The sequence below is a fragment of the Streptomyces sp. Q6 genome (assembly GCF_036967205.1).
Lineage (GTDB): Bacteria > Actinomycetota > Actinomycetes > Streptomycetales > Streptomycetaceae > Streptomyces > Streptomyces citrinus.
Window position 1 is genome coordinate 1 of sequence record NZ_CP146022.1, and the last position, 24,250, is coordinate 24,250.

At 68.5% G+C, this 24,250-nt stretch carries 20 protein-coding genes and 4 pseudogenes; 9 read left to right on the forward strand and 15 right to left on the reverse strand.

Annotated elements, in window-relative coordinates; translation table 11 throughout:
- Window positions 1-326: 326 nt before the first annotated feature.
- The 3 genes from V2W30_RS00005 to V2W30_RS00015 all read right to left on the reverse strand — a co-directional run bounded on the left by V2W30_RS00005 (window position 327) and on the right by V2W30_RS00015 (window position 4,556).
- The gene (locus V2W30_RS00005) at window positions 327-2,750 is read right to left on the reverse strand and encodes a Helicase associated domain protein (RefSeq protein ID WP_425244457.1); all 2,424 of its coding nucleotides are present in this window, start codon (window positions 2,748-2,750) and stop codon (window positions 327-329) included.
- 157 nt (window positions 2,751-2,907) lie between these two features.
- Window positions 2,908-3,357, reverse strand: coding sequence for a hypothetical protein (locus V2W30_RS00010; RefSeq protein WP_338692518.1), 450 nt, complete (start codon window positions 3,355-3,357; stop codon window positions 2,908-2,910).
- 89 nt (window positions 3,358-3,446) lie between these two features.
- Complete coding sequence (locus V2W30_RS00015; protein WP_338703412.1) at window positions 3,447-4,556, reverse strand: hypothetical protein; 1,110 nt, start codon at window positions 4,554-4,556, stop codon at window positions 3,447-3,449.
- Here V2W30_RS00015 and V2W30_RS00020 point away from each other — a divergent pair, their 5' ends adjacent.
- Both V2W30_RS00020 and V2W30_RS00025 read left to right on the forward strand, forming a co-directional pair.
- Complete coding sequence (locus V2W30_RS00020) at window positions 4,557-5,696, forward strand: RNA-binding protein (protein WP_338692519.1); 1,140 nt, start codon at window positions 4,557-4,559, stop codon at window positions 5,694-5,696.
- A gap of 119 nt (window positions 5,697-5,815) precedes the next feature.
- On the forward strand, window positions 5,816-7,342 hold the full coding sequence (locus tag V2W30_RS00025) for a hypothetical protein (protein ID WP_338692521.1): 1,527 nt from the start codon (window positions 5,816-5,818) through the stop codon (window positions 7,340-7,342).
- A 30-nt stretch (window positions 7,343-7,372) separates the two neighbouring features.
- On the opposite strand, the gene V2W30_RS00030 is transcribed toward V2W30_RS00025, so the two are convergent.
- The 4 genes from V2W30_RS00030 to V2W30_RS00045 all read right to left on the reverse strand — a co-directional run bounded on the left by V2W30_RS00030 (window position 7,373) and on the right by V2W30_RS00045 (window position 11,488).
- Window positions 7,373-7,945 carry a transcriptional regulator gene (locus V2W30_RS00030; RefSeq protein ID WP_338692523.1) on the reverse strand — a complete coding sequence of 191 codons (573 nt, stop codon included), beginning with the start codon at window positions 7,943-7,945 and terminating at the stop codon, window positions 7,373-7,375.
- Between the two features lie 83 nt (window positions 7,946-8,028).
- Window positions 8,029-9,180 (reverse strand): hypothetical protein, encoded by a 1,152-nt coding sequence (locus V2W30_RS00035; protein WP_338692524.1) that lies wholly within the window; start codon window positions 9,178-9,180, stop codon window positions 8,029-8,031.
- Window positions 9,177-10,595, reverse strand: coding sequence for a hypothetical protein (locus V2W30_RS00040; protein WP_338692525.1), 1,419 nt, complete (start codon window positions 10,593-10,595; stop codon window positions 9,177-9,179). The genes V2W30_RS00035 and V2W30_RS00040 overlap by 4 nt, the downstream gene beginning before the upstream one ends.
- Window positions 10,592-11,488 carry an MBL fold metallo-hydrolase gene (locus V2W30_RS00045; RefSeq protein WP_338692527.1) on the reverse strand — a complete coding sequence of 299 codons (897 nt, stop codon included), beginning with the start codon at window positions 11,486-11,488 and terminating at the stop codon, window positions 10,592-10,594. The genes V2W30_RS00040 and V2W30_RS00045 overlap by 4 nt, the downstream gene beginning before the upstream one ends.
- A gap of 106 nt (window positions 11,489-11,594) precedes the next feature.
- Between V2W30_RS00045 and V2W30_RS00050 the strand changes: the two are divergent.
- Window positions 11,595-12,499 (forward strand): annotated as a pseudogene (locus tag V2W30_RS00050) (AraC family transcriptional regulator).
- A gap of 682 nt (window positions 12,500-13,181) precedes the next feature.
- Here V2W30_RS00050 and V2W30_RS00055 read toward each other — a convergent pair.
- Window positions 13,182-14,114, reverse strand: coding sequence for an NmrA family NAD(P)-binding protein (locus V2W30_RS00055; RefSeq protein ID WP_338692529.1), 933 nt, complete (start codon window positions 14,112-14,114; stop codon window positions 13,182-13,184).
- A 119-nt stretch (window positions 14,115-14,233) separates the two neighbouring features.
- On the reverse strand, window positions 14,234-15,181 hold the full coding sequence (locus V2W30_RS00060) for an NADP-dependent oxidoreductase (protein WP_338692531.1): 948 nt from the start codon (window positions 15,179-15,181) through the stop codon (window positions 14,234-14,236).
- A gap of 125 nt (window positions 15,182-15,306) precedes the next feature.
- Between V2W30_RS00060 and V2W30_RS00065 the strand changes: the two genes are divergently transcribed.
- On the forward strand, window positions 15,307-15,936 hold the full coding sequence (locus tag V2W30_RS00065) for a TetR/AcrR family transcriptional regulator (RefSeq protein ID WP_338692533.1): 630 nt from the start codon (window positions 15,307-15,309) through the stop codon (window positions 15,934-15,936).
- Between the two features lie 98 nt (window positions 15,937-16,034).
- Here the strand turns inward: V2W30_RS00065 and V2W30_RS00070 are convergent, their stop codons facing one another.
- Together V2W30_RS00070 and V2W30_RS00075 are read right to left on the reverse strand one after the other, a co-directional pair.
- Window positions 16,035-16,472: a hypothetical protein gene (locus tag V2W30_RS00070; protein ID WP_338692535.1), complete on the reverse strand. Its 438-nt coding sequence runs from the start codon at window positions 16,470-16,472 to the stop codon at window positions 16,035-16,037.
- A 563-nt stretch (window positions 16,473-17,035) separates the two neighbouring features.
- Window positions 17,036-17,395, reverse strand: coding sequence for a MerR family transcriptional regulator (locus V2W30_RS00075; protein ID WP_338692537.1), 360 nt, complete (start codon window positions 17,393-17,395; stop codon window positions 17,036-17,038).
- 59 nt (window positions 17,396-17,454) lie between these two features.
- Here V2W30_RS00075 and V2W30_RS00080 point away from each other — a divergent pair, with 59 nt between their 5' ends.
- Window positions 17,455-17,784 carry a putative quinol monooxygenase gene (locus tag V2W30_RS00080; RefSeq protein WP_338692539.1) on the forward strand — a complete coding sequence of 110 codons (330 nt, stop codon included), beginning with the start codon at window positions 17,455-17,457 and terminating at the stop codon, window positions 17,782-17,784.
- 195 nt (window positions 17,785-17,979) lie between these two features.
- Here the strand turns inward: V2W30_RS00080 and V2W30_RS00085 are convergent, their stop codons facing one another.
- Window positions 17,980-18,447 (reverse strand): hypothetical protein, encoded by a 468-nt coding sequence (locus V2W30_RS00085; protein WP_338692541.1) that lies wholly within the window; start codon window positions 18,445-18,447, stop codon window positions 17,980-17,982.
- 251 nt (window positions 18,448-18,698) lie between these two features.
- Between V2W30_RS00085 and V2W30_RS00090 the strand changes: the two are divergent.
- Window positions 18,699-19,422, forward strand: a pseudogene (locus V2W30_RS00090) (IS5 family transposase); the annotation flags it as partial.
- 84 nt (window positions 19,423-19,506) lie between these two features.
- On the opposite strand, the gene V2W30_RS00095 reads toward V2W30_RS00090, so the two are convergent.
- Together V2W30_RS00095 and V2W30_RS41435 are read right to left on the reverse strand one after the other, a co-directional pair.
- The gene (locus V2W30_RS00095; RefSeq protein WP_338692543.1) at window positions 19,507-19,713 is read right to left on the reverse strand and encodes a hypothetical protein; all 207 of its coding nucleotides are present in this window, start codon (window positions 19,711-19,713) and stop codon (window positions 19,507-19,509) included.
- 99 nt (window positions 19,714-19,812) lie between these two features.
- Window positions 19,813-20,885, reverse strand: a protein-coding gene (locus V2W30_RS41435; protein WP_425244458.1) for an IS630 family transposase whose coding sequence is annotated in 2 segments (ribosomal slippage) — window positions 19,813-20,439 and window positions 20,442-20,885 — 1,071 coding nt in all. Because the reading frame shifts where the segments join, the coding sequence is not laid out codon by codon here.
- A gap of 121 nt (window positions 20,886-21,006) precedes the next feature.
- Here V2W30_RS41435 and V2W30_RS00110 point away from each other — a divergent pair.
- The 3 genes and pseudogenes from V2W30_RS00110 to V2W30_RS00120 all read left to right on the forward strand — a co-directional run.
- Window positions 21,007-21,525: pseudogene (locus tag V2W30_RS00110) on the forward strand (ISAzo13-like element transposase-related protein); the annotation flags it as partial.
- Window positions 21,526-21,559: 34 nt separating this feature from the next.
- Window positions 21,560-22,416: pseudogene (locus V2W30_RS00115) on the forward strand (IS5 family transposase).
- A gap of 96 nt (window positions 22,417-22,512) precedes the next feature.
- Entirely contained in the window at window positions 22,513-23,634 is a 1,122-nt protein-coding gene (locus tag V2W30_RS00120; RefSeq protein WP_338692551.1) for an IS630 family transposase, read from the forward strand.
- Between the two features lie 17 nt (window positions 23,635-23,651).
- Here V2W30_RS00120 and V2W30_RS00125 read toward each other — a convergent pair whose 3' ends face one another.
- Window positions 23,652-24,053: a hypothetical protein gene (locus V2W30_RS00125; protein ID WP_338692552.1), complete on the reverse strand. Its 402-nt coding sequence runs from the start codon at window positions 24,051-24,053 to the stop codon at window positions 23,652-23,654.
- Window positions 24,054-24,250: the final 197 nt, after the last annotated feature.

The window sequence follows — 24,250 nt, forward strand, 5'->3', positions numbered from 1 at the left end:
ACGCGCCGCCGCTACGCGGCGGAAGAACGCCGCGCCCGCGCGGCTGGCCGGCCACCTGTGGCCGGTGCGGACAACTCCGTTGTCCGAGGCTCGGATCGCTCCGCGATCCGGCGGAATCCGCTCCGCGGATTCCTTAAAGCGGCAGCTACGGACGGGGATTGGGAGGGTGCCAGCCTTCCAATTTTGTCCTCTGCCCTGAGGGCTGCAGGCTGCTCCTCCCCCGGTTCTGCCACGCAGTCGATCTGCGTCCGGGGTCGCCTCTCTGTCTTGCTCTCCTCATCGTACTGGTTCGGTGAGGAGCCTGTCTGCTGTATGGAAGCAGAAAACTATGTGATCTTCGAGGGTTGGTGGAGGGCCTCTGTGGAGGATGTGCGGCCGGTCACGGTCCAGTTGCTCTTGAGGATCTCGGTCATCAACTGGTCTTGTTCTTGGGTGAGTTGGTCTGCGTTCTGCTTGGTGCGTACCTTGCAGAGCCACGGGCCGATCATGACGTGTTCGCCGTCGATCTCCATCCCTTCCCGGGCGTTGGGCGGGCGGCCCCAGCGTTCCACGAAGAGGCGCAGGAGTTCGGCGGTCTGCCGGAAGGAGCGGCGGCGGCCTCGTGTGCTGGGCGTGGCGCTCGTACTCCGTACGGGGAGCGGTACTTGATCGGGGGTCAGGCCGAGGTCGGTGAGGAGGTCGCGCTGGCCGTCGGCGAGCTGGCTCCAGGTGGTGAACTGGCGGTGCAGCCAGCCGCCGGCCTTGACTCCGTCGATCGTCAGGTCCCGGCGTAGCGTGGCGGGGTCGTGGCCGGCTTCGATGTGGCGGCGCAGCAGGTGGTATTTGCGGTGCCAGTCGGGTCCGTGCGGGAGCTGCCAGTTGGGGTCGAGGGTGGTGAAGTGCTGTTCGCGGCTGGGGGTGAGGAGGCCTTTGCGGGCGCGGGCGCGTTGGTCGACGAGGAACTGGCCGCCGGGTTGGGTTGCGGGGATGGCGAGGTGGCCGTGGACGGCGTGGAAGGCCTCGACGGTGGCGAGGTTGGCTTGCCAGGCGGCTTCGTTTTCGTCCCAGATCATGCTGAGGGCTTCGAGTTCGGCGATCCAGTCGGTGGTGAGTGCGTCTTGGTGGTAGGCGGTGCGCTGGCCGGTGATGAAGGAGCCGAGGCGGTATCCGTAGGCGTCCTCGTAGTCGGTGGGGACGCGGAGGTGGCCGTGTTCGGCGTGGTAGCGGACGGCGGCGGCGAGGCCGGCGCGGCGGGGTGCTGAGAGGACAGCGCCGTCGGAGGGCCAGGCGATCAGGTCCATCGCGCGGGCGATGTGGTCGGCATCCAGGGTGAAGTCGAAGCGGAAACGGCGCGCGATCAGTTGGTGGGTGTCGGTCTCCAGGCGGCGCTTGGCGTGCTTGCGAGGGGCGCGGGCCGTGATGGACTGGTCGTGGTGGCGCAGGGCCGCGGTGATGAGCCAGAGGGCCTCGTAGGGGGTGCCGAGGAGGTCGGTGGGTTCGGCGTCGGGTGAGGTGTAGGCGGGGATGACCAGGCTCGCCATCTTGTGGTCGAGTGTGGGGGGCTTGCGTAGAGCGCGGCCCAGGGCCTGGACGATGCGGCGCACGCTCGCGGTGCGGTCCGCGAACACGATCGCGTCCACGGCTGGCAGGTCGACGCCCTCGCCGAGGACTTGGGCATTGGTCAGGATGCCGCGGGTGGCCTTTTCGAAGCGGTCGAGGATGGTGTGGCGCTGCTCGGGAGGATGGGTGCCGTTGATCGACTGCACACTCAACTCGGTGGCCCAAGAGGGGCGTTGGGTTTCGGGGAGGGTGCGCAGGGTGTGGGGGAACTGGCGGGCGAAGTCGCTCGCGTCCGCGATCTGCTGGAAGTAGACGATCACATGGTGGAGGTCGTGCTCGCGCATGGCCTTGAGGACGGCCAGGTGCAGTGCGCTCGTTCGGCGGGCCGTGGTGCCGAAGCCGGTCTGGAGGTCGGTGTCGGTCAGGGCGCTGCGCAGGTCGGTGTCGGTGATCGTGGGGATGAGGAGCTGGTAGTCGGCCAGGACGCCGTCGTCGATCGCGTCCGCGTGGGAGTAGGTGTGCAGACGGGGGCCGAAGACCTTCGGGTCGTCCATCGAGGCGATGAGGGACGGGGCTTCCCATTGCGGGGCGGTGGCCGCGGTGCGCTTGGGCTGCGGGCGCGCGTCCGGGACTTCGGTCAGGCGCGGGGCTTCCCACTCATACGGGGTCGCGGTCAGGTATAGGCGGCGGTCGGCACGGACGCGCTGGTTGTCGTGGATCATCGTCCACTGCTTGTCCCAGGACCCGGCGGTGCGGTGCGCTTCGTCCACCACCAGGAGGTCGAAGACGGGGACCGGGAAAATGGTGTGCTGGGTCTCTTCGATCCTGGCCAGGGAGTCGAGGGTGACGAACACGGTCGCCCGCTCACGCCGTTTCCTGCGCTGCGCGAGCCAGTACGCCAGGTAGTCCCCCGAACCCGTACTCATCGCGCCGGCGTCGGCGAGCAGCGGGTGCTTGCCGGCGTCGAGGGAGGACACGGCCATCAGCGCCTCGGAGCGGCCATCGGTGCGGGCGGCCTGGGCCCACTGGGCGATCAGGTCCCAGCTCGGCACCGCGACCAGCAGGTGATGGGTATCCAGTGCCTCGGCGCTTCTGAGCGCGATGAGCGTCTTGCCCGTCCCGCACGCGGACACGATGTGCCCACGCGAGCCGGGGTGCTTCAGATGCCGGACTGCGGCCTCGATGGCCGCGTTCTGATCCGGGCGCGGCACACGACGACCTGCAGGGACGGTCGAGGGTGCTGCAGCAGCCGCTGGCTCGAGGTTGGAAGACATCGGGTACGGCCTCAGCTCGCGGCGGAATGGTCGCCGTCCATCCTTCCGTACTCGCGGCGGCCCGTATGGGCACCTGGCGAACCTGCCTGAGCGGCTACACCTGTTCCTGGTACACCTTGATGTCGGCGGGTCTGAGTGTGCGGATGGTTATCCAGGCTGCTCGCGCGCTCAGCTTTTCGGCCCACTCGGCGAGATCGTCTCCGGCGCCGTGGAAGAACCATGAGTGGAAGCTGCCGAGGGTCTCCAGGGCGGGAGCGGGTTCGTATCGAAGCTCGCAGTGGACCTGCACGTAGTGGTCGTGGTTGCCGTCGCTGTCGGTGATTTCGAACTGCCGGGCGAGGTCCAGCATGAACGTGGCAGGGCCGTCGAAGGCGTAGGTCCCGTATTGGAACAGGAGGCCATCTGCATCGGGGGTGTCCGAGACGTCAAAGAGTCGTCGGCCAAAGCGTAGGAAGGCGAGCCAGGCGCCTTCCGTATCCAGGTCAGCGGACTCCTGCTGTCCAGCCCTCAGTTCGCCCTCAAGGAGCTCGGCGGCCTCGTCCATCGGTAGTCTTCGCGTCAATGCGTGCCCTCCTCGTCCGCTGCAGCGGGGCTGAGCGTACTCAGTCAGGCGGGCCTTCCCGTTTTCCAGCGTTAGAAGATGCCGGCCTGCATGTGCTGCGTGAGGTTCTCGAGGATCTGGCGCAGCCACGGAGCACGGGCGGCCGGTAGTCGGACCAGGGTGTGCTGGAACGTTTCTGAGTCAACTCGGAACAGTTGGTCGGGTCTGGGTTCGGGCGGGTCGTCGCGGAGCACGCCGTCGGGCATCCCTCCAGACGCGGGCGTGGGTAGATGTGGCTCAGGGTGGATCATCCACCGCCACACGCCGAACGGCAGTGGCACCCGGTATGCCGAGGCAGCCGAGCCGGGCGGTCTCCAAGTCTCCCCTGTCTGCGGATGGACCGGCACGAGAAGGATGTCGGCGTCCTCGTCGGCTACGGGCAGATCTGGTCCGGCCACGACCGCCGGACGCTTTGGCCCTCCCGCGGGCAGCAGGGCGTCAAGGGCGCGTTGAAACACCTGAGCGGTGAGGCCGCCCGGGACGGTCACCGGCCGGCCTTGTGAGGCCGCCAGCAGGTGGGCGAGCGCATGGCCGGCTGCCGCTTCCCATTGCGGGCTCCAGGACCAGAAGTTGTTCAGGCCCAGTCGTGATCCCCACACCATGGTCATCGGCGCGAATGGAGGTGTGCCCTTCTCGTTGTCCACCAGCTCCGTCCAGGAGAGCAGTGTGTCCTCGGTGCCTTCGGCGGGGAGGCGGCGTACGGCGTCGGGGGCGAGCCACACCGCCTGCCACAGCGAGCAGTCATCGACCCTGCTCGCCACGGGGAGGCCGCATGACATGCAGGCCATGTTGGGGCCGTCGGCCCCGTCGATGCCGCAGCAGGCACCACCACGCTTCTCCGGGAGCAGCACTGTGTTGCGGGTATCTCCGGGAGCGATGACGATCGCGCCCGGCGCGCCATCGGAGAGGGCGTAGACCGGTGCGTAGATGCCGCGGGCCGCTGCTTCGTCGGGGGTGATCTCCTCCCACCGCCGCCATGGTGGTCCCGAAGGCTCCGGGGCCACGGCGAATGTGCCCGGCTCCATCAGGGCCGGGAGCTGGATCGAGTTCCCGTACTTTTGGCGGGCGTGGGCCGGCAGAGCAACCTGGGACAGCGGGGCGGTCAGCTCGGCGCCGCACCCCGCGCACACGAAAACGAACAAATGTCCTCCGCTGGGATTCAGAGGCATGGTCCCAGGACGCTGGCGGTCAGCCAACGGATTTCCGGGCGCGGTGGGAAGGCAACCGCACGCTTCGTCGGACGGCGTCTGCTCTTTGCACGCGTGCAGAAGAATGGGGGCGTGCTGACCTATGTCTACCGTGTCACCAAGTACGATCCAGCCGACCGTGACGAGTACGGGCACTACGTCGGCACGGAAGACATCGTCAGCGACCACGGCGAGGTCGAGGCGGCTTCTCTCCAGGCGGTCGCTGAGTTCGCCAGGGACACCGCCGTCGATCACTTGGCCGTACGCGAACCAGGGGTTCCGTCCCTTGCGCACTTCGGCGTGGAGTCGGCGATGGACTGCTTCGGGTTGGACGGCCTCTTCCCGGATGATTTGGCCGGCTTCTACGACGGGGCAGAGGTGGCGCTCGATGTCGCCCTGGAGTTGGTGCGGATCATGCTGCGGGGCAGCGGCGCCTGGTGCCGGCTGGAGGTGGAGGACACCTTCGCGGTTCATGTGGGATGGGACCAGTACCTCTACATCAGCAGCAGCCGGCCTTGCGAGAAGGCACTGGCTCGAGCCCGCGGGCTCGGGCTGTTCCCCGAACGTATCGCTGTGTCCCCGTACGCCTTCGAGGACGAGGAGGAAGGCGTGCAGCGTCCCGCAGACGATGAGTTCTGGTTCGACCTCCTCCGCGCCGTCGCCACAGGTCGCGCCGGAATCCTCGAGGAGACCTATCTCGATGGCGCCTCACGGTGGCACCTCCTCACCCGCGAAGCCATCGAGGCGGTGCGTGCCGGACTGGCTCCCCGGGCCCGCCTGGAGGTCTGGCCTCCCTTGTCCGGTGACATCGACGCCGTCCTGGGCAACCTGCCCGAGGACGGACTCGTCGAAGGCGTCTGGCAGGACAAGAACGGCCACATCCACAGCGCCATCGCCGACGAGGACGAGTTCCCGGAACTTTCCGCCCTGATCTCCAGCGCCTCGGGCGCCGCGCTCCTGTCCGTATACGCGGGCGAACGTGCACCTCTGTGTACCGCGGTCATGCCCGACAACGACGGAGTTCTACGGGCTCGTTGGCGGACCGAGCCAACACCGAACGACCAAGACTGGGCACTACGGCACTCCCAAGCCTGAGGGCGGCTACGCGGCCTTCGCAACGCGAAGCGCTCGGAGCTGGGTGCAGGCCAGTAGCCGTACGTGGGCGCCTCAAATCCGTCGGTCGTTCGACTGCGGGCCAGGCAGGATGTGTCCCTATGAACCCTGTGCTGTGCGGCCTCGCGTCCAATGTGGCGCTGCCCGTCGAGCTGGTCGACCGCCTGATCGTGGTCGCGGACGCGGACATCGCTGACGGCCTCGCCAGCCGCGCGGACCTCAGCCGTGAGCAAGCGGTCGCCTTGGCCGTGCGGGGCGAGGGGAGCGCCGTGCGACTCGCGTACGAAGGCCGGCTGGCAGCTGCGGACATCAACCCCCGTACGCAGCCGCAGGCCGCGCTCGCCCTGCTCGAGGAGGGTTTCGGTGACCTGGAGTGGACGCGGCTGTTCGCGGTGGATCCCAACGTCGAGCGTCGGGCGAAGCTGGCCGCCTGTCCCGGTCTTTTGGCGGATGTGCGGGAGATGCTCGCCGCCGACCGGGACGTACGGGTCGTTGCGGAACTCGCGTTGTGGACCACGGCGGATGTGGCCGCCCGTCTCGCGCGCCACCCGCATGCCGAGGTCCGTCGCGCGGTGGCGGCCAACGAGGCGACACCACCACAGGTCCTGGCCATGCTGATCACCGGCGAGGGGCTGCCACCGGCAGAGCAGTGCCTGGTCTGCGACAGCGAGGAGACGCCCTACGTACACGATCCGCACTGTCCGCGGCTCGACTGCGGCCTGTCCGCCGATGCCTCGTGCTCCGGCTCGCACGAGTCCACCCTTCACGAGCTGGCGGAACAGGCCCTGTGGAACCCCGCCACACCGATCGAGGCGCTCCTGCGCTTCACCGGCCATCCTTCGGCGCTGTTGCGCTGCCGGCTCGCTGCCCGCCCCGATCTGCCGCCGGAGACAGTGGCGCGGCTCGCCGGTGACCCTGTTCCCGGCGTACGAGCCGATCTCGCGGAGAATCCCACGATCAGCGAATCTGTGATGCGGGTGCTGGCTGCCGATGGCGGTCACGACGTGCAGCGCAGACTGGCGCACAATCCCCGGGTGCCGCTCGACGTACTTTCCGGCCTCGCCGCCACCACCAAGATCGGTTCGACCCTGCTGCCGCGGATCGCCTCCGCTTCTCCCTCCGAGGTCGAGGAGTTGTCCACGTCGTCGAATCCGGTAGTGCGGATGCTCCTGGCCGAACGGCGTGATCTGCCGGCCGAGATCCGCGACAGGCTGGCCGACGATCCGGACGCGAAGGTGGTCAAGTCCATCGCCGGACACCCTGGCCTCTCGGAAGCTCAGCTCCGCTCCATGGTCGAGCGCCACGGATCCCGGGTCATCGCCAAGGTGGCGGCCAACCCGCAGACGCCGTCCGCCCTGCTGGAATACCTGACGGCGCACATGACGCCGGTCCGGAAAGCACTGCGTGAGGTCGCCCGGCACCCCAATGCGACTGGTCCGGCGCTTCTGGTCTGTCTGACGGACCAGGACGCGCGGCGGATCGCTGCCGGGCACGCGGCCCTGCCGCCACAGGCCATCGTCGAATTGCTCGCCGACCACGACTGGCAAGTGGTGGAAGCCGCGGCCGCCAACCCGTCTCTGCCGCCGGCCGTCATGGTGGAGTTGGTGCTTGAGCTCAACGGGGCGTGAGTCCGGCGCAGCGTGCCGTCACGTTGTCTTTCAGGCGGCGAAGCCGATGTTGGAGACGTATTCGTACTGGCCCCATTGGCTGCCGAGGTCGGGCAGGACGTCGGTGGCCCATACGTCGTCGAGAGTCTGCTGGTCTCTGTTGGCCCAGGCGGTCACGATGCGGTCCCAGCGCCGCACGTTCAGTTTCCGGAACTCCACGACGCGCTGGTGCGGCCTGGCGACCTGGGACTGGTTGAAGGGGTGGATCTCCACCCTCGTGCCGCCGCAGGAGTTGAGACGCCGCAGGAGGTGGCGGGCGACGTTGTGGCGGCGCACCGTGCGGTAGACGGCGTCGATGCGTTCCAGGTTGGCCTTCGAGGGGCGGCGTTTGCCGTCCAGCCATGTCTTCAGGGTCCGGTCCGTGACCGTCAGCCCTTGTTCACGGGCGGCCTGGAGCATCCGCGGCGTCTTGGTGAGGTAATGGAGGCGGGCGAGCAGGCCGCGCGGGGCGGTGACGGGAGTCGTGATGAAGTCGACGAGGCCGTCCAGGCGGCGGGCGACCACCTCGCTGCCTCTGGTCCCGCGGGCACCGTATTTGCCGAACTCGAGGTTCTTCTCGGGCACTCGCCCCTCCTGCCCCTGACGGTGACCGTGGCTTGGGCCAGCGCACGGCCCTGGCCTGGATACCGGTGTCAGGAGGGCGGTTGTCATCCAGCTGAGCGCAGCCACTTCTGGTAGCTGACGGCATTGAGGTCGGGATGCTCAACGCCGGTGTACCACCGCACCACAGGTGGTTCGGGTGTCTTGTTCCGTTTCCTGTGGCGGGTTTTGGGGTGGGGCCAGGGCGGGGCGGGCTGCGGCGGACGCAGGCGGAACTGCTCGGCAAAGGTGGTCAGGTGCGGTAGGGCCCGCGGCGGGCCGGCGGAGAAGAGGGAGTCGTCGCCGCGCGGCGACAGATGGGCCAGGTTGGCTGCCGCCCGCAGGAAGCACCTGGCCCAGGGCGGGACGGTGTAGGTGGCGCAGTGCGAAATGTAGCCGTCGGAGGACGAACCGCCGTAGCGGGTGAAGCCGGGGCCGTGAAGGGTGAGGGTGGCGGCGTCTTCGTCGAGGTGGTTCACGTGAACTGTGTCGAGCTGGGAGACGGAGGTGCCGGTGAAGACTGCGGTGGCCAGGGCGGCGGCGATCTGGGGTGCGGCGGTGCGGGCGCCCAGGCGGTGGGCGATCTGGTCCATGCCGTAGGCGCGTTCGGGGACGTAGGGGCGGTCGGCTGGGGGTGGAGTACAGCGGCAGGCGGGGAAGTCCCGGCGGAAGTTGAGGAAGGCCAGGGCCGGCACAGTGATCCAACGGCCCTCGGCGCCACGGCGGGGCGCAGGAGTAGTGGGGGCTTTTGCCAGCAGGTCGCCTGTCGGACCCTCGGTGGAGACGGTGTGGTGGTCGACGTCGTGTAACGCGGTGCGCATCACGGCGGGCGGGCGTCGGGTGTGGCAGACGGCCACCAGGTGCACTCCGGTGCGCAGGCGCAGGGTGAGCAGTGCGGACCAGCTCTTCTGGTCCAGGAGGTGGGCGCGCAGCACGGTGATACGGGTGATGGGCAGGGCGAGAATCCAGGCTGCTGCGATGTTCACGACGGGCGGTCCCTGGGCGCCCCAGTCGCCCGGCAGTTCGGTCGGCTTGCCGAGGGCGGCGAGGATGTCGAGAGCGAGCGCGGTACCGGACGCGGCGGGCGTGGGGTGGACGGTGATCCGGCCGGCGGCTGGATGGTGCGCGGCCAGCGCGGCGCGGATGACGGCGGCGTCGTCGGCGGGGTTTAGGAGCACGGTGACGGGCGGCGCGGCCGGATAGATGACCCTTCTGCTCATGCGGAGTTCCGGGCGCGAGCGCATCGGGTGGACAGGGCGAGGGCGAAGCGCAGATCCGGGTGGAGAACGGGGATGCGCGCCGTGGAGCGGGCATCCAGCAGACGGCGCTCGGTGAGATGGGCCAGGGCCGACGCGCTCAGCGGGGCACGGCCTGCGGTGGCCGGATGTCCGCTGAAGGCCGCGGCCAGGAAGGCTGCTTGTTCCAGGGTGAGGTCGCCCGGCGCGGCGTTGTCGGTGTGGGCGAGCAGCACGGCGCGCTCGCTCGAACTCAACGTGTGGGGGCTTGGGGGCGGTTCGGCCGGCCGGAGCGGCGGTGTACGACGTGGCGGACGGCGCTGGGGCGCGGGTGAGTCGCCGGTGAGCTGGTGGCAGCGGGCGCGGTGGTGCCAGTCGGGCCCGTAGTGCGCGTGGGTGAGCGCGGGGATGGGCAGTGCCGCGTCCTTTGCGAGGGCGTCGAGGCGGTGGCCGAAGGAGAGCTCGAACAGCGGGAAGTGGTCCGCGGCATGGCCCAGGCGGCGAAAAGAGCGGGCGGCGGCGAAGACCGGGCGCACGCGGGGCGGGATCACGTAGCAGACGCCGGGCGGTTCACTGGGCGAGCCGTGCCCGGGGTGCCACACGTCGGGGACGGTCAGCCGCGTGCAGCGCGCGTCGAGGCCCGAGAGCGGGGTGGCGCGCAGGGCGTCGGGGTGGGTGCCGGTGAACAACAGGGCGAGGATCGCCGCGAGTTGGACCGGGTGGGCGATGCCCCGGCTGGCCTGGTGCAGGACGTACCCGGTGACGGGGCGGGTGGTCAGCCCCGGTCCTGACGCACTGTCCGGGACCGGGGGCGTCTGAAGGAGCAGACCGCTGGTGAGGAAGCCGGCCTGGGCGCCTCGCAGCCGGGCCACCGTGTGCGCCCGGCTGGGGCTGGTGGCGGTGAGGCGGGCCAGGAAGAGCTCCGTCTCCTGGCGATGGGCGGCCTGCGGGACGCGGGCGCAGTGGGTGCGGGCCGCGTACAGGCCAGCGTGGTACTGCGCGTCGACGCGGGCGAAGCCGTCCTCGTCCAGACGGTGGTGGGCCTCGGCGCGGAAACGAGTGAAAGAGCATTTCGACAACTCAGTCAGCGCGGGCAGTTGGGCGAAGCGGTCCGGCGGCAAAGCAGCGGGGCTCGGGAGGGGCGCCGGAAGCGGCGGCAGGGCGGGGCGGGTGAGCAGCGGTGCGAGGGGCGGCGGGTCGGGGTCCAGGCCGTTGCTCTTCAGGAGGGTGTGCAGTCGCCGGGCGGCATGTTCGGTGGCGCAGTGGGCGAACAGGAGCAGGGAGATTCCGGTCCCCTCCCGCAGGCAGGCGAGACGCCGGACACCGGGCGGGGGACGTCGCAGGCAGCGCCGGGCGGTGCGAGAGTACGGGCGCCCTGCGCAGCCCGGCGCCGCGTTCACGCCCTCCACCGGTTGACCACGAACCGGTCCCCGTCCCTGCGGATCTCCGCCGCGCCGGGACCGGGAAAGTGCGCGGGAATCACCAACTCCCCCTCGTCGGCCGCTCGTTGCAGTACTCGGACCCTGCTGGCAGCCGACTGTGTCCGGTCCACGCACATCGCGCTGCTGCAGGTCGGCGCGAGGAACTGCACCGGACTGTGCAGCAGATCTCCTACGAAGACGGCCCGGTCCGCGCCGGAGGCGAGCCGTAGCACGGACGAGCCCGGGGTGTGCCCGGGCGCGGGCTCCAGGACGAGACTCGCGTCGACGCGATGCGAGTCCCCATCCCACAGCACAGCCTGCCCTGCCTTCACCACCGGCGCGACACTGTCCGCGAAGAGGAGAGCGTGATTGCCGTGCGGGGTGCGGGCAGCGCCGCCAGGTCCGTAGAAGTCATGGTCCACACGCGGCACGAGATACGTGGCGTTCGGGAACGTCGGTACCCAACTTCCGTTTTCCTCCACGGTGTTCCAGCCCACGTGGTCGCCGTGGAGATGCGTGTTGATGACGAGGTCGACGTCCTCGGGACGCACCCCTGCCCGCGCGAGCCGGTCGAGGAAGTCGGTGTCGAGGCCGGAAAAGTGCGGGGTGGCCGGACGCTCGCGGCCATTGCCCACCCCCGGATCGACCACGATGACCTGGCCTGCGCTGCGCAGCACCCACGCCTGCACGGCGGCGAGCACCGCGCCGCTGCCGGGGTCCTGGAAGTGCGGGGCGAGCCACTCCTCGCCCGCACGCCAGGTGTCCTCGATGCCGGGAAACAGGTCGCCGGGCGCCCCGAACGGCCCGCGCACCTCCTCGACCCTGATGATCTCGATGTCGCCGAGCGTGATGCTGTCGATGTCGCTATCCATGCCGGCCACACTAGGAACGGCAGGGCGAGCGCCTCAATGCTTGATGGGATCAGACCGATACGTGATCGGCTCACCTGTCCGGGCGCCCTCCGGCTACGCTCCCCGCATGGACGTGGTCAGCGACGCGATAGCCGCCGTACGAACGGGCTATCCGCACGCCAACAGGCTCCAGGTCAGCGGGCGTTGGTGCGTACGCCTGGCCCCGTACGAGGGAGCGGGCTTTCACGTGGTGCTCACCGGTGACTGCTGGCTGCGGACCGACACCGGCACCGCCCTCGCCCTGCGCCCCGGCGACGCGGTGCTGCTGCCGCACGGCGCAGGCCACATACTGGCCGACGCCCCAACAGATCCGAGCCGCGCCACACGTTTCGACACGGCCCGGGAGCCTCCTGTGGCACCGGCCGGGCCCAGCACGGTGGAACTCCTGTGCGGCAAGTACCGCCTCGACCACAGCCGCTCCCACCCCCTGCTCGCCGAACTGCCCGACGTCGTCCATCTGCCGCACGACGACCCCCACACCCTGAACTCCGCTCCGCCGTCAACCTGCTCGCCGGCGAAGCCGCAGCCCCCGGCCCCGGCTCCTGCGCGGCCCTACCCAGCCTCCTCGACCTCCTCCTCATCTACATGATCCGGGCCTGGACCACACAGGCCCCGGCCGCCGCTCGCTGGCCCGCCGCCCTCGCCGACCCCGTCGTCACCGAAGTACTGCGCCTGCTCCACACCGACCCGGCCCACCCCTGGACCGCCGAGCACCTGGCAACCCGCGCAGGCGTCTCACGCGCGACACTCAACCGCCGGTTCACCACCCTGGTCGGCCGCCCCGCGATGTCCTACCTGACATGGTGGCGGATGAACCGCACAGCAACCCTCCTGAGCACAACAGACGCCCCCCTGCAATCAGTGGCCAAGGAAGTCGGCTACAGCTCGCCCTACGCCCTGTCACACGCATTCCTCAGAGAATTCGGAGTAACCCCAGGCCGATACCGGACAAGCCGCGCAACACCCCACTGACCATCACCTCTCCAGCCCCCAGTCCGATGCCGCCGAAACCGCCACGAACTCCCTTGCCGGGCACCACAGCACTTACCGACCCTTGCACGCCGACCCGCACCCCAGGTTCGACCCGCGCCTCCCCGCCCGACAACCGACTGCCGAACCCGCGCATCCCCACCAAGAACTCTTCACCTGCGCGAACTCACAGGGCTAAGAGAGAGCGAGGAACTCCCCTGCCACCTGGCCCAGTTCCACCACCCCCCATGACACATCCCGGATTCCGGCACCGCAAACACAGCCGGGACGCGAGCGGGCGAGCCAAATGAAACCGGACCCGCCTCACAAGTCCGGCCCGCACCCGGATCTCCACATTGGTCGAGTCGAGGAACACCCGCGCCCCGCGGCCAGGTGCTGCTCCAGGAAGGCGTTCTGCCGTGCGACCGCGGGGGGGCACCGACTGGTCGCCCGCGCAGCCATCGTGTTCACGGCGAAGTGTGCTCCGGGCTGCGGCTGGGACAGTGTCGAGTCCAGCGAGGGCAGCTGGTACATCGTGCGCACGTTCGCGGATTTCCTCCGCCAGCTGGACGAGGTACCGGCCCACGCAGCGGCGAGCCGACCACGGTCTGACGAAGACGACAATGACCCCCGAGGCGTGTTCAGTCAGGTGATGACCGGCTGCCCGCTGGAGGGCTGCGTCAGTTCAGTTGCGTTCAGCAGTCACGGTGCTCCAGTCTTGGCGCGTTGCCCACTGCGCGAAGGGCGTCGTGGTCAGGCCGTAGGCGGCGGCGTGGTGGGGGCGTGCGGGGTAGCCGACACGGTTGTTCCAGCGGTCGCCGAACGCTGCGGATACGCCGCTACGCTGCGTCTTCTCTTCCAGGGAGATGAAGTCGGTGCTGATCTCGCGGCCGGTCACCTGGGAGAGGACGTCGGCCATCTGCGGGTAGGTCAGCGCATCGCCGGCGAGGTCGATCTCGGCCTCGTGGAACCTGTCGGGCTCGGCGACGGCGGCGGCGACAGCGGCACCCAGGTCGTCGGCGCAGATGAGCGCCAGTTCGGTCTGCGGGCTCATGGCGGTGACCAGTTTGCCGTGAGGCAGCTCGGGGGCCATGTAGTCACGGCGGGGCGGGAGGAAGTTCTCCATGTACCAGGCGGGCTTGAAGACGGTCCAGCGGTGCAGCCCTGAGCGACGGATGGCTTCCTCGGTCTCTTCCTTCTGGTTCCAGTATTCCTCCATCACCGGATCGTTGATCTCGAGGTCCGGGTGCTGGGCACGCCATCCGGTCGCCGACACCGATGTGTGCAGGAGCTGGGTGATGCCGGCGCGCTGGGCCGCCGTGACGATGTTGCCGGCCTGGCGGCTCTCGGCGGGGTCGGCCGGGTCGATACTGGCCAGCTGCACCGAGAAGACCGCGTCGTGTCCGGCGCCGGCCGCGTGCAAGGAGGCGACGTCCTCCAGGTCCCCGGTGGCCAGGGCGGCGCCCAGCGCGGCCAGGGCCTGGGCGGGAGCCGAGGAGGGGTTGCGCACCAACGCGGTGACGGGGTGTCCCGCGCGCAGGAGCGCGCGGGCGACAGCGCCGCCCTGCATTCCGGTCGCCCCGGTGACCAGCACCTTGGCCTTGTCGTGGGATGTCATGGTGAGCCTGCTTTCGGTTGATCGTGCTTTCTGGTGTCTGGGCACGGGACTGTCGGACTCGGCACGGCATCGCCGGGCCGGCCAGGACGGGCGTGGCCGGGGGGTTCTGGGGTCTCGGCTTAGAACACGAGCACGGGCCGGCCCCGCACTCCGCCTTCCTCGATGAGCCGGTGCGCTTCAGCGACCTGTTCAAGCGGGTAGGTCCCCGCGACGCGGAGCGTGAGGGCACCGGATTCGGCCTGGTCGCGCAGCCGCGTCAGAGCGGCTGTGTCGCGGATGCGGTCGTAGACGAAGACGGGGAACCAGCGCACGCCCCGGGCGGTGGCGCCGGTGAATCCCTTGACGGTCGCGATGGCGCCGCCGTCGCGTACCGCTGGGGCTACCGCGTTGCCCATCGACCCGCCGTCGATGACTCCGTCCGCACCGTCGGGGCGCAGCCGGCGGACCGCGTCGGGGAAGTCGTCCCCGCGAGGGAGTACATGATCGGCGCCCAGGCTCGTGACGAGGTCACGGTCCCTGTCCGCTGCGTCGGCGATAACCGTCAGCCCGGCCGCTTTGGCCAGCTGCACGGCGTAGCCGCCGATCCCGCCGGCGGCGCCGGTCACCGCCACCGTCGCTCCCGGGGCCAGGGCCAGCGCGTCCAGACCCATCTGCGCGGTGAGTGCGGCCATCAGCAGGGTCGAGGCAGCCGTCAGGTCGACGCCCTTCGGCGCGCGGACCACCGATTCCGCCGGTACGACCACGTACTGCGCCTGCCCGCCCAGAGCCAGCTTCGGCTCCGTGACCGCTATTACCTCGGCGCTCAGGGCCAGCTCCGGTCGTGTTCCCTCTCCGACCTCGTCGATCGTCCCGGCGATCTCCCAGCCCACGACGTACACGTCCGAGGGCGGGTTCATCTCCGGGCTGTACTTGGCGGAGAGCCCGGTGCGGATGTTGACGTCGGCCGGGTGTACAGCGGCGGCGGCCACCTTGATCCGTACCTGCCCCGGTCCGGCGTGCGGTTCGGGCAGCTCCAGCACCCGCATGACCTCGCGGCCGCCGAACTCGGTGAAACCTACGGCCTTCACTGCGCCACCTCACTATCGCTGACTGCACCCTCGAACCCGAGACGCAGATGTTCCGGGTATTCAGCGACGTTAACAGCCCGGCTATACTCGAAACAAATCAGTCCTAGTTCGGCGAGGAGAGCCCCATGCCACAACCCGGTGCACAGCTGCGGCGGCCTTCCGGCCTCTCCGGACCGCCCCGCGATCCCGCCCGGGACGCCCGAATCCTGCACGCCGCAACGGAGCTGCTCGCCGAAGGCGGCTACCCGGCCATGACCATGGACAAGGCCGCGGCACGGGCCGGGGTGGGCAAGGCGACCGTGTACCGCCGCTGGCCCTCGCGCGCCGAACTCGCCGCGGAAGCCCTCAGCCACGCCGGACTCGCCGACGACGTCACGCCGGTCATCCTCGGCAACGGGCACCTGCGCGACGAACTCCTCGCCACGCTGGCCAGCGCCATCGGCAGCCAGGACACCTCCCGGGTCGACCTGGTCTCGGCCCTGCTGGACACCGCTCGCCAGGAGCCGGAGCTGTGCAGCCTCATCCGCGTGCGCTACGTCGAGTCCCTGCACCAGGCACTCGCCGGCGTGCTGGCCCAAGCGGTCCAGCGCGGCGACCTGCCCTCCCGACCCAACCACCCCCAGGACGGACACGCGATCGCGGTCTCCGCCGCCATCGCCCTCCTCGTCCACTGGGGAACCATCCACGACCGTCCGATCAGCGACGAGGACATCGCACAGATCGTCGACGGCGTCCTCATGCCCCTGCTCCGATAGCCCCTGGGCCACGCCGTGCCCGTGCACGCCAGTGAGCGGTGACGTCGACTGCGACGCGGCGTCGGCTGATCATGCCCACCGGCAAACGCTCCCAGGGCTCACTCGTTCTCGTCGGTACTCGGCCCTCCGCTCCTCTCGGTCAAAGGCCGGACGTCACCACTGCTCAACACGCTGAACTTGACAGAGAAGCAGCCGCTGATCTCTTCGCGCAGCACATCGAGGCAGACGACGATGGCGACGTCGTCCAGGGCGGAGGCCAACGTCGATTCCTCCGAACCCGCCGCGCCCACGGCGACGATGAGCGTGCCCGGCTCCAGGACGCGCAGTACGGCGGCGTCGGCAGACGTGGTGCCGGGGTCTTCCTGCGGGTTGTGCACGGCGGTCCATCGGTCCGGCCCGCCCACGCGCGTGTGGAGCCAGCCGAGGCGTGTGCCGATGATCTGCTCCGCCCAGTCCATCGCTGCTTCGACGTCGCGGACAAAGGTGCGCTGGAAGGCCTCGTGGCAGTCGAGGTATCGGCCGTCGCGATGAAGCATCCAGCCCCCGACGGCGCCGCTCAGGTGGGCGGGGGCAAGGGTGTAGCGCGGGAACGTTGTTCCTCCAGACCTGAAGAAACCCCCGGCGGTTGCCGGGGGTTGAGGGCGGAACGTATCGGGTTGGCCGGGCAGCGGGGGGCGTGCTGAAGCGCGACAGTTGTCACCATCGGCGGCCACCGACTTGTGACTTCGGCGCGGCGAAGCCACGGCGTTTGTCACCAGGTCGGCACGCCACTTGTCACCAGCAGCGTCGAAAGCACGGCAGTTGTCACCAGCTCCGGTGCCCGTCGGCCATCTGCCCCGCTCGGCGGCTTCTCCTGGTCCTGTCGCATTCCGAATGCAAGGGGCAGGGATCTGACCTGCGGGACTGTCAGTTGGTTTGGGAATGCGATGTGGGCGTCGTTCATAAACGAGTTGGCCTCACGGAAGCCGGACCTCGGTTTGCAGGGTAAACAGGGGACGGCCTTTGTGCAGACTGAATCCTCTTGGCCGGGACAGCAGGTTGCCGCGCCCAACCATGTGATTCGTGCTTCGTACCGGGATGCCCGGTAGGGGTGGCGGTCCTACCCGAGTGCCGGCTCGCGGGCCTGGGCGGCGGAGATGAGCCCGGCCAGAGAGGTGCGGGTTTCGGACAGTGCGCCGATCCGTTCGTCCAGACCCTGGAGGTGTTCTTGAAGAGTCTCCAGCTTGCATCCGGCGACCGTGCCGTCCTGGCGAACGCACGGCAGCAGGTCGCGGATGACCCGCGTCGGCAGGCCGGCGTCCAGCAGCGCGCGAATGCGGCGGACCACGGCGGGGGCGTTGTCGTCGTAGCGGCGGTGGCCGCTGTCGAGGCGATAGGCCTCCAGTAGGCCTTGCTCCTCGTAGTAACGCAGCAGTCGGACTGAGGTGCCCGTCGCGGCGGCGAGCTCACCGATCTTCATGTGGTGCTCCTCACAACCTCTTGAACCTCACATTGATGTGAGATCTTAGCCTGACGGGCATGACACACACAGATCGCCCCATCGCCCTCTATGGTTTCTTGCGGCCCAGGCCGGAGCGCGCGGACGAGGTCCGGCGCATCCTCTCCGCCTTCGTGGGACCCACCCGGCAGGAACCCGGCAACCTGGAGTACCACCTCCACGAGCACGAGGACGGCACCTTCTTCCTGTACGAGGTCTGGCGCTCGCAGGAAGACCTGGACCGGCACAACGCGACGCCCCCGCTGCGCGCCTTCCTGGAGAACCTGTCGACTTTCCTGGCAGAAGCCCCGGAGGGCCACTTCGACACCATGCTCAGCCCGTACCCCGACACCGAACCGGCTGCCGCCTGAGGAGATGCCAGCGGCAGATGCCGCGCAGCCAACCGCGCGGGGCAGGGCTCAGCCTCTGCGATCTGCTGTCCTGTCGCAGTTCATCTGGCAGGTAGAGGGCTGCTGACCTACTGGCGTGCCATGTCACTTGAGAACGTTGCCCCACGGCATTCTCGAACAACATGGCTTTCGCGGAATCTACTGACGGCAAGAAGGTCAGTTCAGCCATCCTGCTCGTCGGTCAGATTGCCTCTGATCGCCCGGGGACGGTGCCGTGGTTGGTGGTGGCGCTTCCTCGGGCAGCAGGCACCAACCGAGGTGCGCGGTGAGGAACGTGGCGATCTCGTCCGTATTGGTGCACTCCGCGGGCAGGTCGTCTGGCCGGGGCTGGTAGAGCCCAATCAGTTCATCTCGCAGCCGAGCGTCCAGGAGCGGTGCTTGGTAGCAGTCGATGGTCCCTCGATAGAACAGCCAGTCGAAGACCCGGACAGCCGAGCAACGGCCAGACTGCGGCAGTTCCGCCAGATGCCTGTCCTGCCAGGAGCCGACGTAGGCGTAGTGCGCTTGCTTCAATGCTCCGTCGAGGGTCGGAGTGGGGAGATCCTTGAGGTTCCAGTAATTACAGGCTTCGGCTTCAGGTATGGGTTCCGGGACGGCGGCAAGCCAGAGACGATATTCGAACATCGAATGAGCTTGACAGACCATTTCACCTGGGGTGCCCAGTCATCTGACCCATCGACCAGTTTTCTCGCCTTCGGTCCTACGGAAGTCGGGATCTAGTACTCCAGCTGTAGATCGTGATCTTCATGTCTGATTCGCAGCTTGTCGCCGATAGTGGCTGGTGCGGGACCGGGCTTGATGGCGGCGTCGCCAGTCGGACCAGCCAAGAGATCGTCTCAAGTGGCTTGATCACTAGGCTGAATGCCGTGACAGCGATGGTGAAGCGTCTGGTTCCAGACGGGTTGTGGGAGTTGTTCCAGCGGGCGGTTCCGGCGGCGCCGGTGCGGCCGCAGGGTGGGGGAAGGCGCCGGTATGGGGACCGGCAGGTGCTGGCTGCCATCGTGTTCGTGGCAACGACCGGCTGCACGTGGCGACAACTTCCGCCGGGCTTCGGCCCGTCCGGGCCGACCGCGCACCGCCACTTCACCGAGTGGAGCCAGGCCCGCGTATGGGGCAAGCTCCACCGCCTGGTCCTGGACGAGCTCGGCGCACGCGGCGGACTGGACTGGTCGCGGTGCGCGATCGACTCGGTGAACATGCGAGCCCTCAAAGGGGGACCTGACGGGCCCGAATCCCGTAGATCGCGGCAAGAAGGCATCGAAGATCCACCTGATCACGGAGCGGACCGGTCTGCCCCTCTCCATTGGGATCTCGGCTGCCAACACCCACGACAGTCAGGGTCTGGAGCCTATGGTGCGGGGCATCCCACCCATCCGCTCCCGCCGCGGGCCGCGCCGCCGTCGACCGGCCAAGCTGCACGGTGACAAGGGCTACGACTTCGACTGGCTGCGCACGTGGCTCCGCTCCCGCAGCATCACACCGCGCATCGCGCGCCGGGGCATCGAATCCTCCCAGCGCCTTGGCCGTCACCGTTGGACCGTGGAGCGCACGGTGGCGTGGCTGTCCGGATGCCACCGTCCGTGTCAGCAACATGATCGTGTTACGAGCTCTACTGACCTTCAAACGGTGATGTCGTAGTGGATTCGACGCCGGGGCGGTCGGGCGAGCCTGATTCGGGGGCGTTCACAAGCCCCGGAGTGCCTGCTCCAGGTTGGGGTAGGCGGCCCAGCACAGGATCGAGCCGTCGTCGTGGATCGTCCCCATGTACCAGTCCTCGTCGTCGATGCACTTCACAATGCATAGGTGGTGGCATGCGATGACGATCTCTGGCTGAAGGGTGAGGATGCTTGCGTCGGCAGGCTGACCAGGGAGGTCGGCTGTGACGGTCATGGTGGGCTCCAGCGGGATGGCGGTGTCGTCGCCCGACACTGTGCGCAGTCGTTCTACTGTCCATCCACTAAGCAAGGGGCTCATCACAGAGCCAGTGTGTCAGTTGCCGCCGAGCACGGTGATGGACGCGAGTCCGGTGCCGGCCAGTGCGCCGTTGATGAGTCCGGGCCGATACTGGATCTCGCGCAGGTTGCGACGGACAGCAGCAAACAGGTGCTCAGGGTCGGCGAACGCGGTGTTGGCCAGGTCTCGACGGACCAGAGACCAGATGCCTTCGACCGGGTTCAGCTGCGGAGCATAGGCAGGCAGTTGGATCACGGTGAGCCAGTATCGGTCGGCGATGAACTGCTTCATCCCGCCGGTCAGGTGGGTGTTCAAGTTGTCCCAGACTAGGACGATCGGACCACCGAGCTGAGCGTGGGCAACAGTCAGCAGATCGCGGTAGTCGGTCCAGGCGAAGCTCTTGCGTCCGTCGGCACGTCGATCGGGTGCAGGACGGTAGATCAGCCGGGACCGTTCGCCGGGTTTGTAGCAGACCAGCGCCGCCACCGACAGTCGGCGTCGGGACCGGCCCCGGACGACGACCACGGGTGTGCGTCCCTGCTTGGACCAGGTGCGGGCGGTCGGCGGCGTCATCGTGAACCCGGCCTCGTCTTCGAAGATCAGCCAGGCTCCGAGCGCCGCCCGGGTGCTTCCACGTTTGGCCAGGTCTCCTTCACCCAGCCGGCCACCGCGGCTTCGTCGCGCTCGACTGCCCGACGGGCCGGTACCTGCACCGACCAACCATGTCTCCGCAGCAGGTAGTGCACACCCTGCACGGTGTAGGACTTGTGGAAACGCCGACCAATCAGCGTCTTGATCCGCGCCAGGGTCCATGTCTGATCTGGCCAGCCGTGCGTCGTCGGACCACGGGCAAGCTCGATCTCGAGCACCGCGAACTGCTCGTCCGTCAGGTGTGGGTGGCTCGGCGGACCCTTGGAGACCAGGGATGCTTCGCCACCAGCTGCCCAGGCCGCCCGCCAGCGCTGCACCGAACGCACATGTACCCGAAGCACCTTCGCCACGGTCGCGGTGTCATCCCCAGCGGCGAACCGCTCAGCCGCCGACATCCGGATCTGCTCCCGGAACGCCTGCCGCTCAGCGGTCAGCCCACCCCCTTGCGGATACCTCACGTCATAGACGTACCGCTGGAACTATGACCTGTCAGCCCTCTACGACATCGCCCATTGAAGGTCAGTAAGTGCTTGCCGGGAACAAGTCGCGGCTTCCAGCTGCGGCACTCGTTGTTCTGGTATGGGGAGACCGGAGGGGATTGAGGCTGTCCTGGCTGCGAAGTTCCAGGTGTTGTTGCCGCATCTGGACGAGCGTCAGCGTCGGCTGGCCATAGGGGCGGAAGCACCGTCACTGGCGCATGGTGGGATCAGGCTCGTCGCTGCCGCGGCCGGGGTTCGGGAGGGCACGGTCTCGCACAGAGCGGCTGAACTGGACTCTGGTCAGGTTCCGTTGGGGCGGGTCCGTGGCCTGGTGGAGGCCGGAAGAAGGCCGTGGACCTTGATCCGGGGCTGAGGCCGGAGCTGCTTGCGCTGGTCGAGCCCGACGAGCGAGGCCATCCGATGTCGCCGCTGCGATAGACGCCGAAGTCGACCCGGAAGCTGGCCGCGGAGCTGACTGGGCAGGATCACGGGTCTCCGCGGACCCGGTCCCGGCCTGCTGCGGGAGGAGGGCTTCAGCCTGCAGGCCAACGCCAAGGCCATCGAGGGTGCTCACCGCCCCGACAGGGACGCCCAGTTCCGCTACCTCAATGAGCAGGCACTAGGGCCTGTCTTCAAAGTAGCGGCGCGGGATAATGGGTCTTGTGAGTCGCCGCTATGAACTGACCGATGAGGAATGGGAGTTGTTACGCCCGTTCCTACCGGCGGCATCGTTCGGTCGCCCGCGGGCGGACGACCGGACGATGTTGAACGGGATCGTATGGAAGATCCGTGCGGGCGCCGCCTGGCGGGATGTGCCAGCCCGGTACGGGCCGTGGCAGTCGTTGTACACACGTTTCCGCAGGTGGGCCCTGGACGGCACGTTCACCCGCATGCTTGCCGCGGTCCAGGCCGACCGCGACGCGAACGCGGACGTGGACTGGCTGGTGGCCGTCGACTCCACTCTGGTCCGTGCCCATCAACACGCGGCCGGCGCGAAAAGGGGGGCCGGTCGAGGGACGAACCGGCAGATCACGCCCTCGGCCGATCCCGAGGTGGACTGACCACCAAGATCCACCTTGCCTGTGCCGGCCGCGGCCGCCCGCTCTCGTTCACTCTCACTGGCGGTAACCGCAATGACTGCACCCAGTTCGAACAGGTCATGGCGGGTATCCGCGTCGCTCGACTCGGCCCCGGTCGCCCCCGCACTCGCCCCGACCGGGTGGTCGCGGACAAGGGCTACTCGTCCCGGGCCATCCGCACCCATCTGCGCCGACGCGGCATCAAGGCCACCATTCCCGAACGGGTCGACCAACTCGCCGGGCGAGCACGACGCCGTGAACGGCGATGCGGCTTCGACAAGGCTGCCTACCGGCGCCGCAACGTCGTCGAGCGCTGCTTCAACCGCCTCAAGCAATGGCGCGGCATCGCCACCCGATACGACAAGACCGCGACCTCCTTCGAAGCCGCGGTCACCCTCGCATCAACGCTCCTCTGGCTCCGCCCACTTTGAAGACAGGCCCTAGTGCCCTGACCGGGAAGGTTCGCCGGGTTGTTGGTGGTGGCGGTTGGATGTGCGGTGACGTCCGATCCGACCGTTGGGGGTGCGGTGGCTGAGCCTGTTCGGGTGCGCAGACTGACTGACCAGGAAGGGCAGAAGCTGCAGCAGATCGTGCGCCGGGGCAGCACCAGTTCGGTGCGGTACCGGCGGGCGATGATGCTGCTGGCCTCGGCCGGCGGGAACCGGGCACCGGTGATCGCGAAGCTGGTGCAGGCCGACGAGGACACCGTGCGCGATGTGATCCACCGGTTCAACGAGATCGGCCTGGCCTGCCTGGACCCTCGGTGGGCGGGAGGCCGTCCCCGCCTGCTCGATCGTGATGACGAGGACTTCGTCATCCAGACGGCCATCACCCGCCCCACCAAGCTCGGCCAGCCCTTCACCCGCTGGTCGCTGCGCAAGCTCGTCGCCTACCTGCGGAAAGTTCACGGCCGGGTGATCCGCATCGGCCGCGAGGCGTTACGTGGCCTGCTCGCCCGCCGCGGCGTTACCTTCCAGCGCACCAAGACATGGAAGGAGTCGCCGGACCCGGACCGCGAGGCGAAGCTGGACCGGATCGAAGAGGTCCTTCACCGCTTCTCCGACCGGGTTTTCGCCTTCGACGAGTTCGGCCCGCTCGGGATCCGGCCCACCGCCGGCTCGTGCTGGGCCGAACGAAAGCGCCCCGGCCGACTGCCCGCCACATATCACCGCACCCACGGGGTGCGCTATTTCCATGGCTGCTACTCGGTTGGGGACGACCGCCTGTGGGGCGTCAACCGGTGCAAGAAGGGCGCCGCGAACACGCTGGCCGCGCTGAAGTCGATCCGTGCCGCCCGCCCCGACGGCGCACCGATCTACGTGATCCTGGACAACCTGTCTGCCCACAAGGGCGCCGACATCCGCCGCTGGGCGAAGAAGAACAAGGTCGAGCTGTGCTTCACCCCGACCTACGCCTCGTGGGCAAACCCCATAGAGGCCCACTTCGGACCGCTGAGACAGTTCACCATCGCCAACTCCCACCACCCCAACCACATCGTGCAGACCAAGGCTCTGCACGCCTACCTGCGCTGGCGCAACGTCAACGCCCGCCATCGTGACGTCCTGGCCGCCGAACGCAGGGAACGCGCCCGCATCCGCAGCGAGAAGGGCATCCGATGGGGCGGACGCCCGCTCACGATGGCGGCCTGACCAGATGTTCCGGCGGGTCAGACAACCAGCGCCGCGTGCAGCGCATCGAATGCTTCACGAAGTTCCAACGTGGCGATCGGATCGATCTCCATCTGCAAATGACACACGCCGTCGTCGCCGTTGGGAGTCAGACGCACGAAAAAGGCGAAACCGTCCCCGACGGGCTCCGCCTTCAACGTCATCGGATTGCTCCGGCCCGGAGTCACCGCCACCGAAAAGCGTCCACCCGACGGCGCGCGCAGGTGAGAGAGCACGCGGGCCGCGAAGTCCATGACCTCCGCAGCGCTGACATCCGCGGTGAAGTCAGCCGTCAGCCACGAGCACCAATCGGCAGTGACCTGCCAGGTGTCGCCATCGGTCCGAGCCAGTTCCACCCACACGTCGTCGCTGCCGAGGCGTATCCGCGGTAGTTCCATCATCGCCCTCCGACATCCGAGCCTGGGCTCAAGATCCTATGAGGCAGATCTCCCTCATCGGAAGCCATCACGCCATCCACCGCCCGCTCAACCCGGCGAACCTTCCCGGTCAGGGCACTAGGTGTATTGATCACGAGCGTTGTTGACACTGGCGGGTCTTGATCATGGCGAAGACCTCCGGTGTGGTGGAGCTGTCTAGG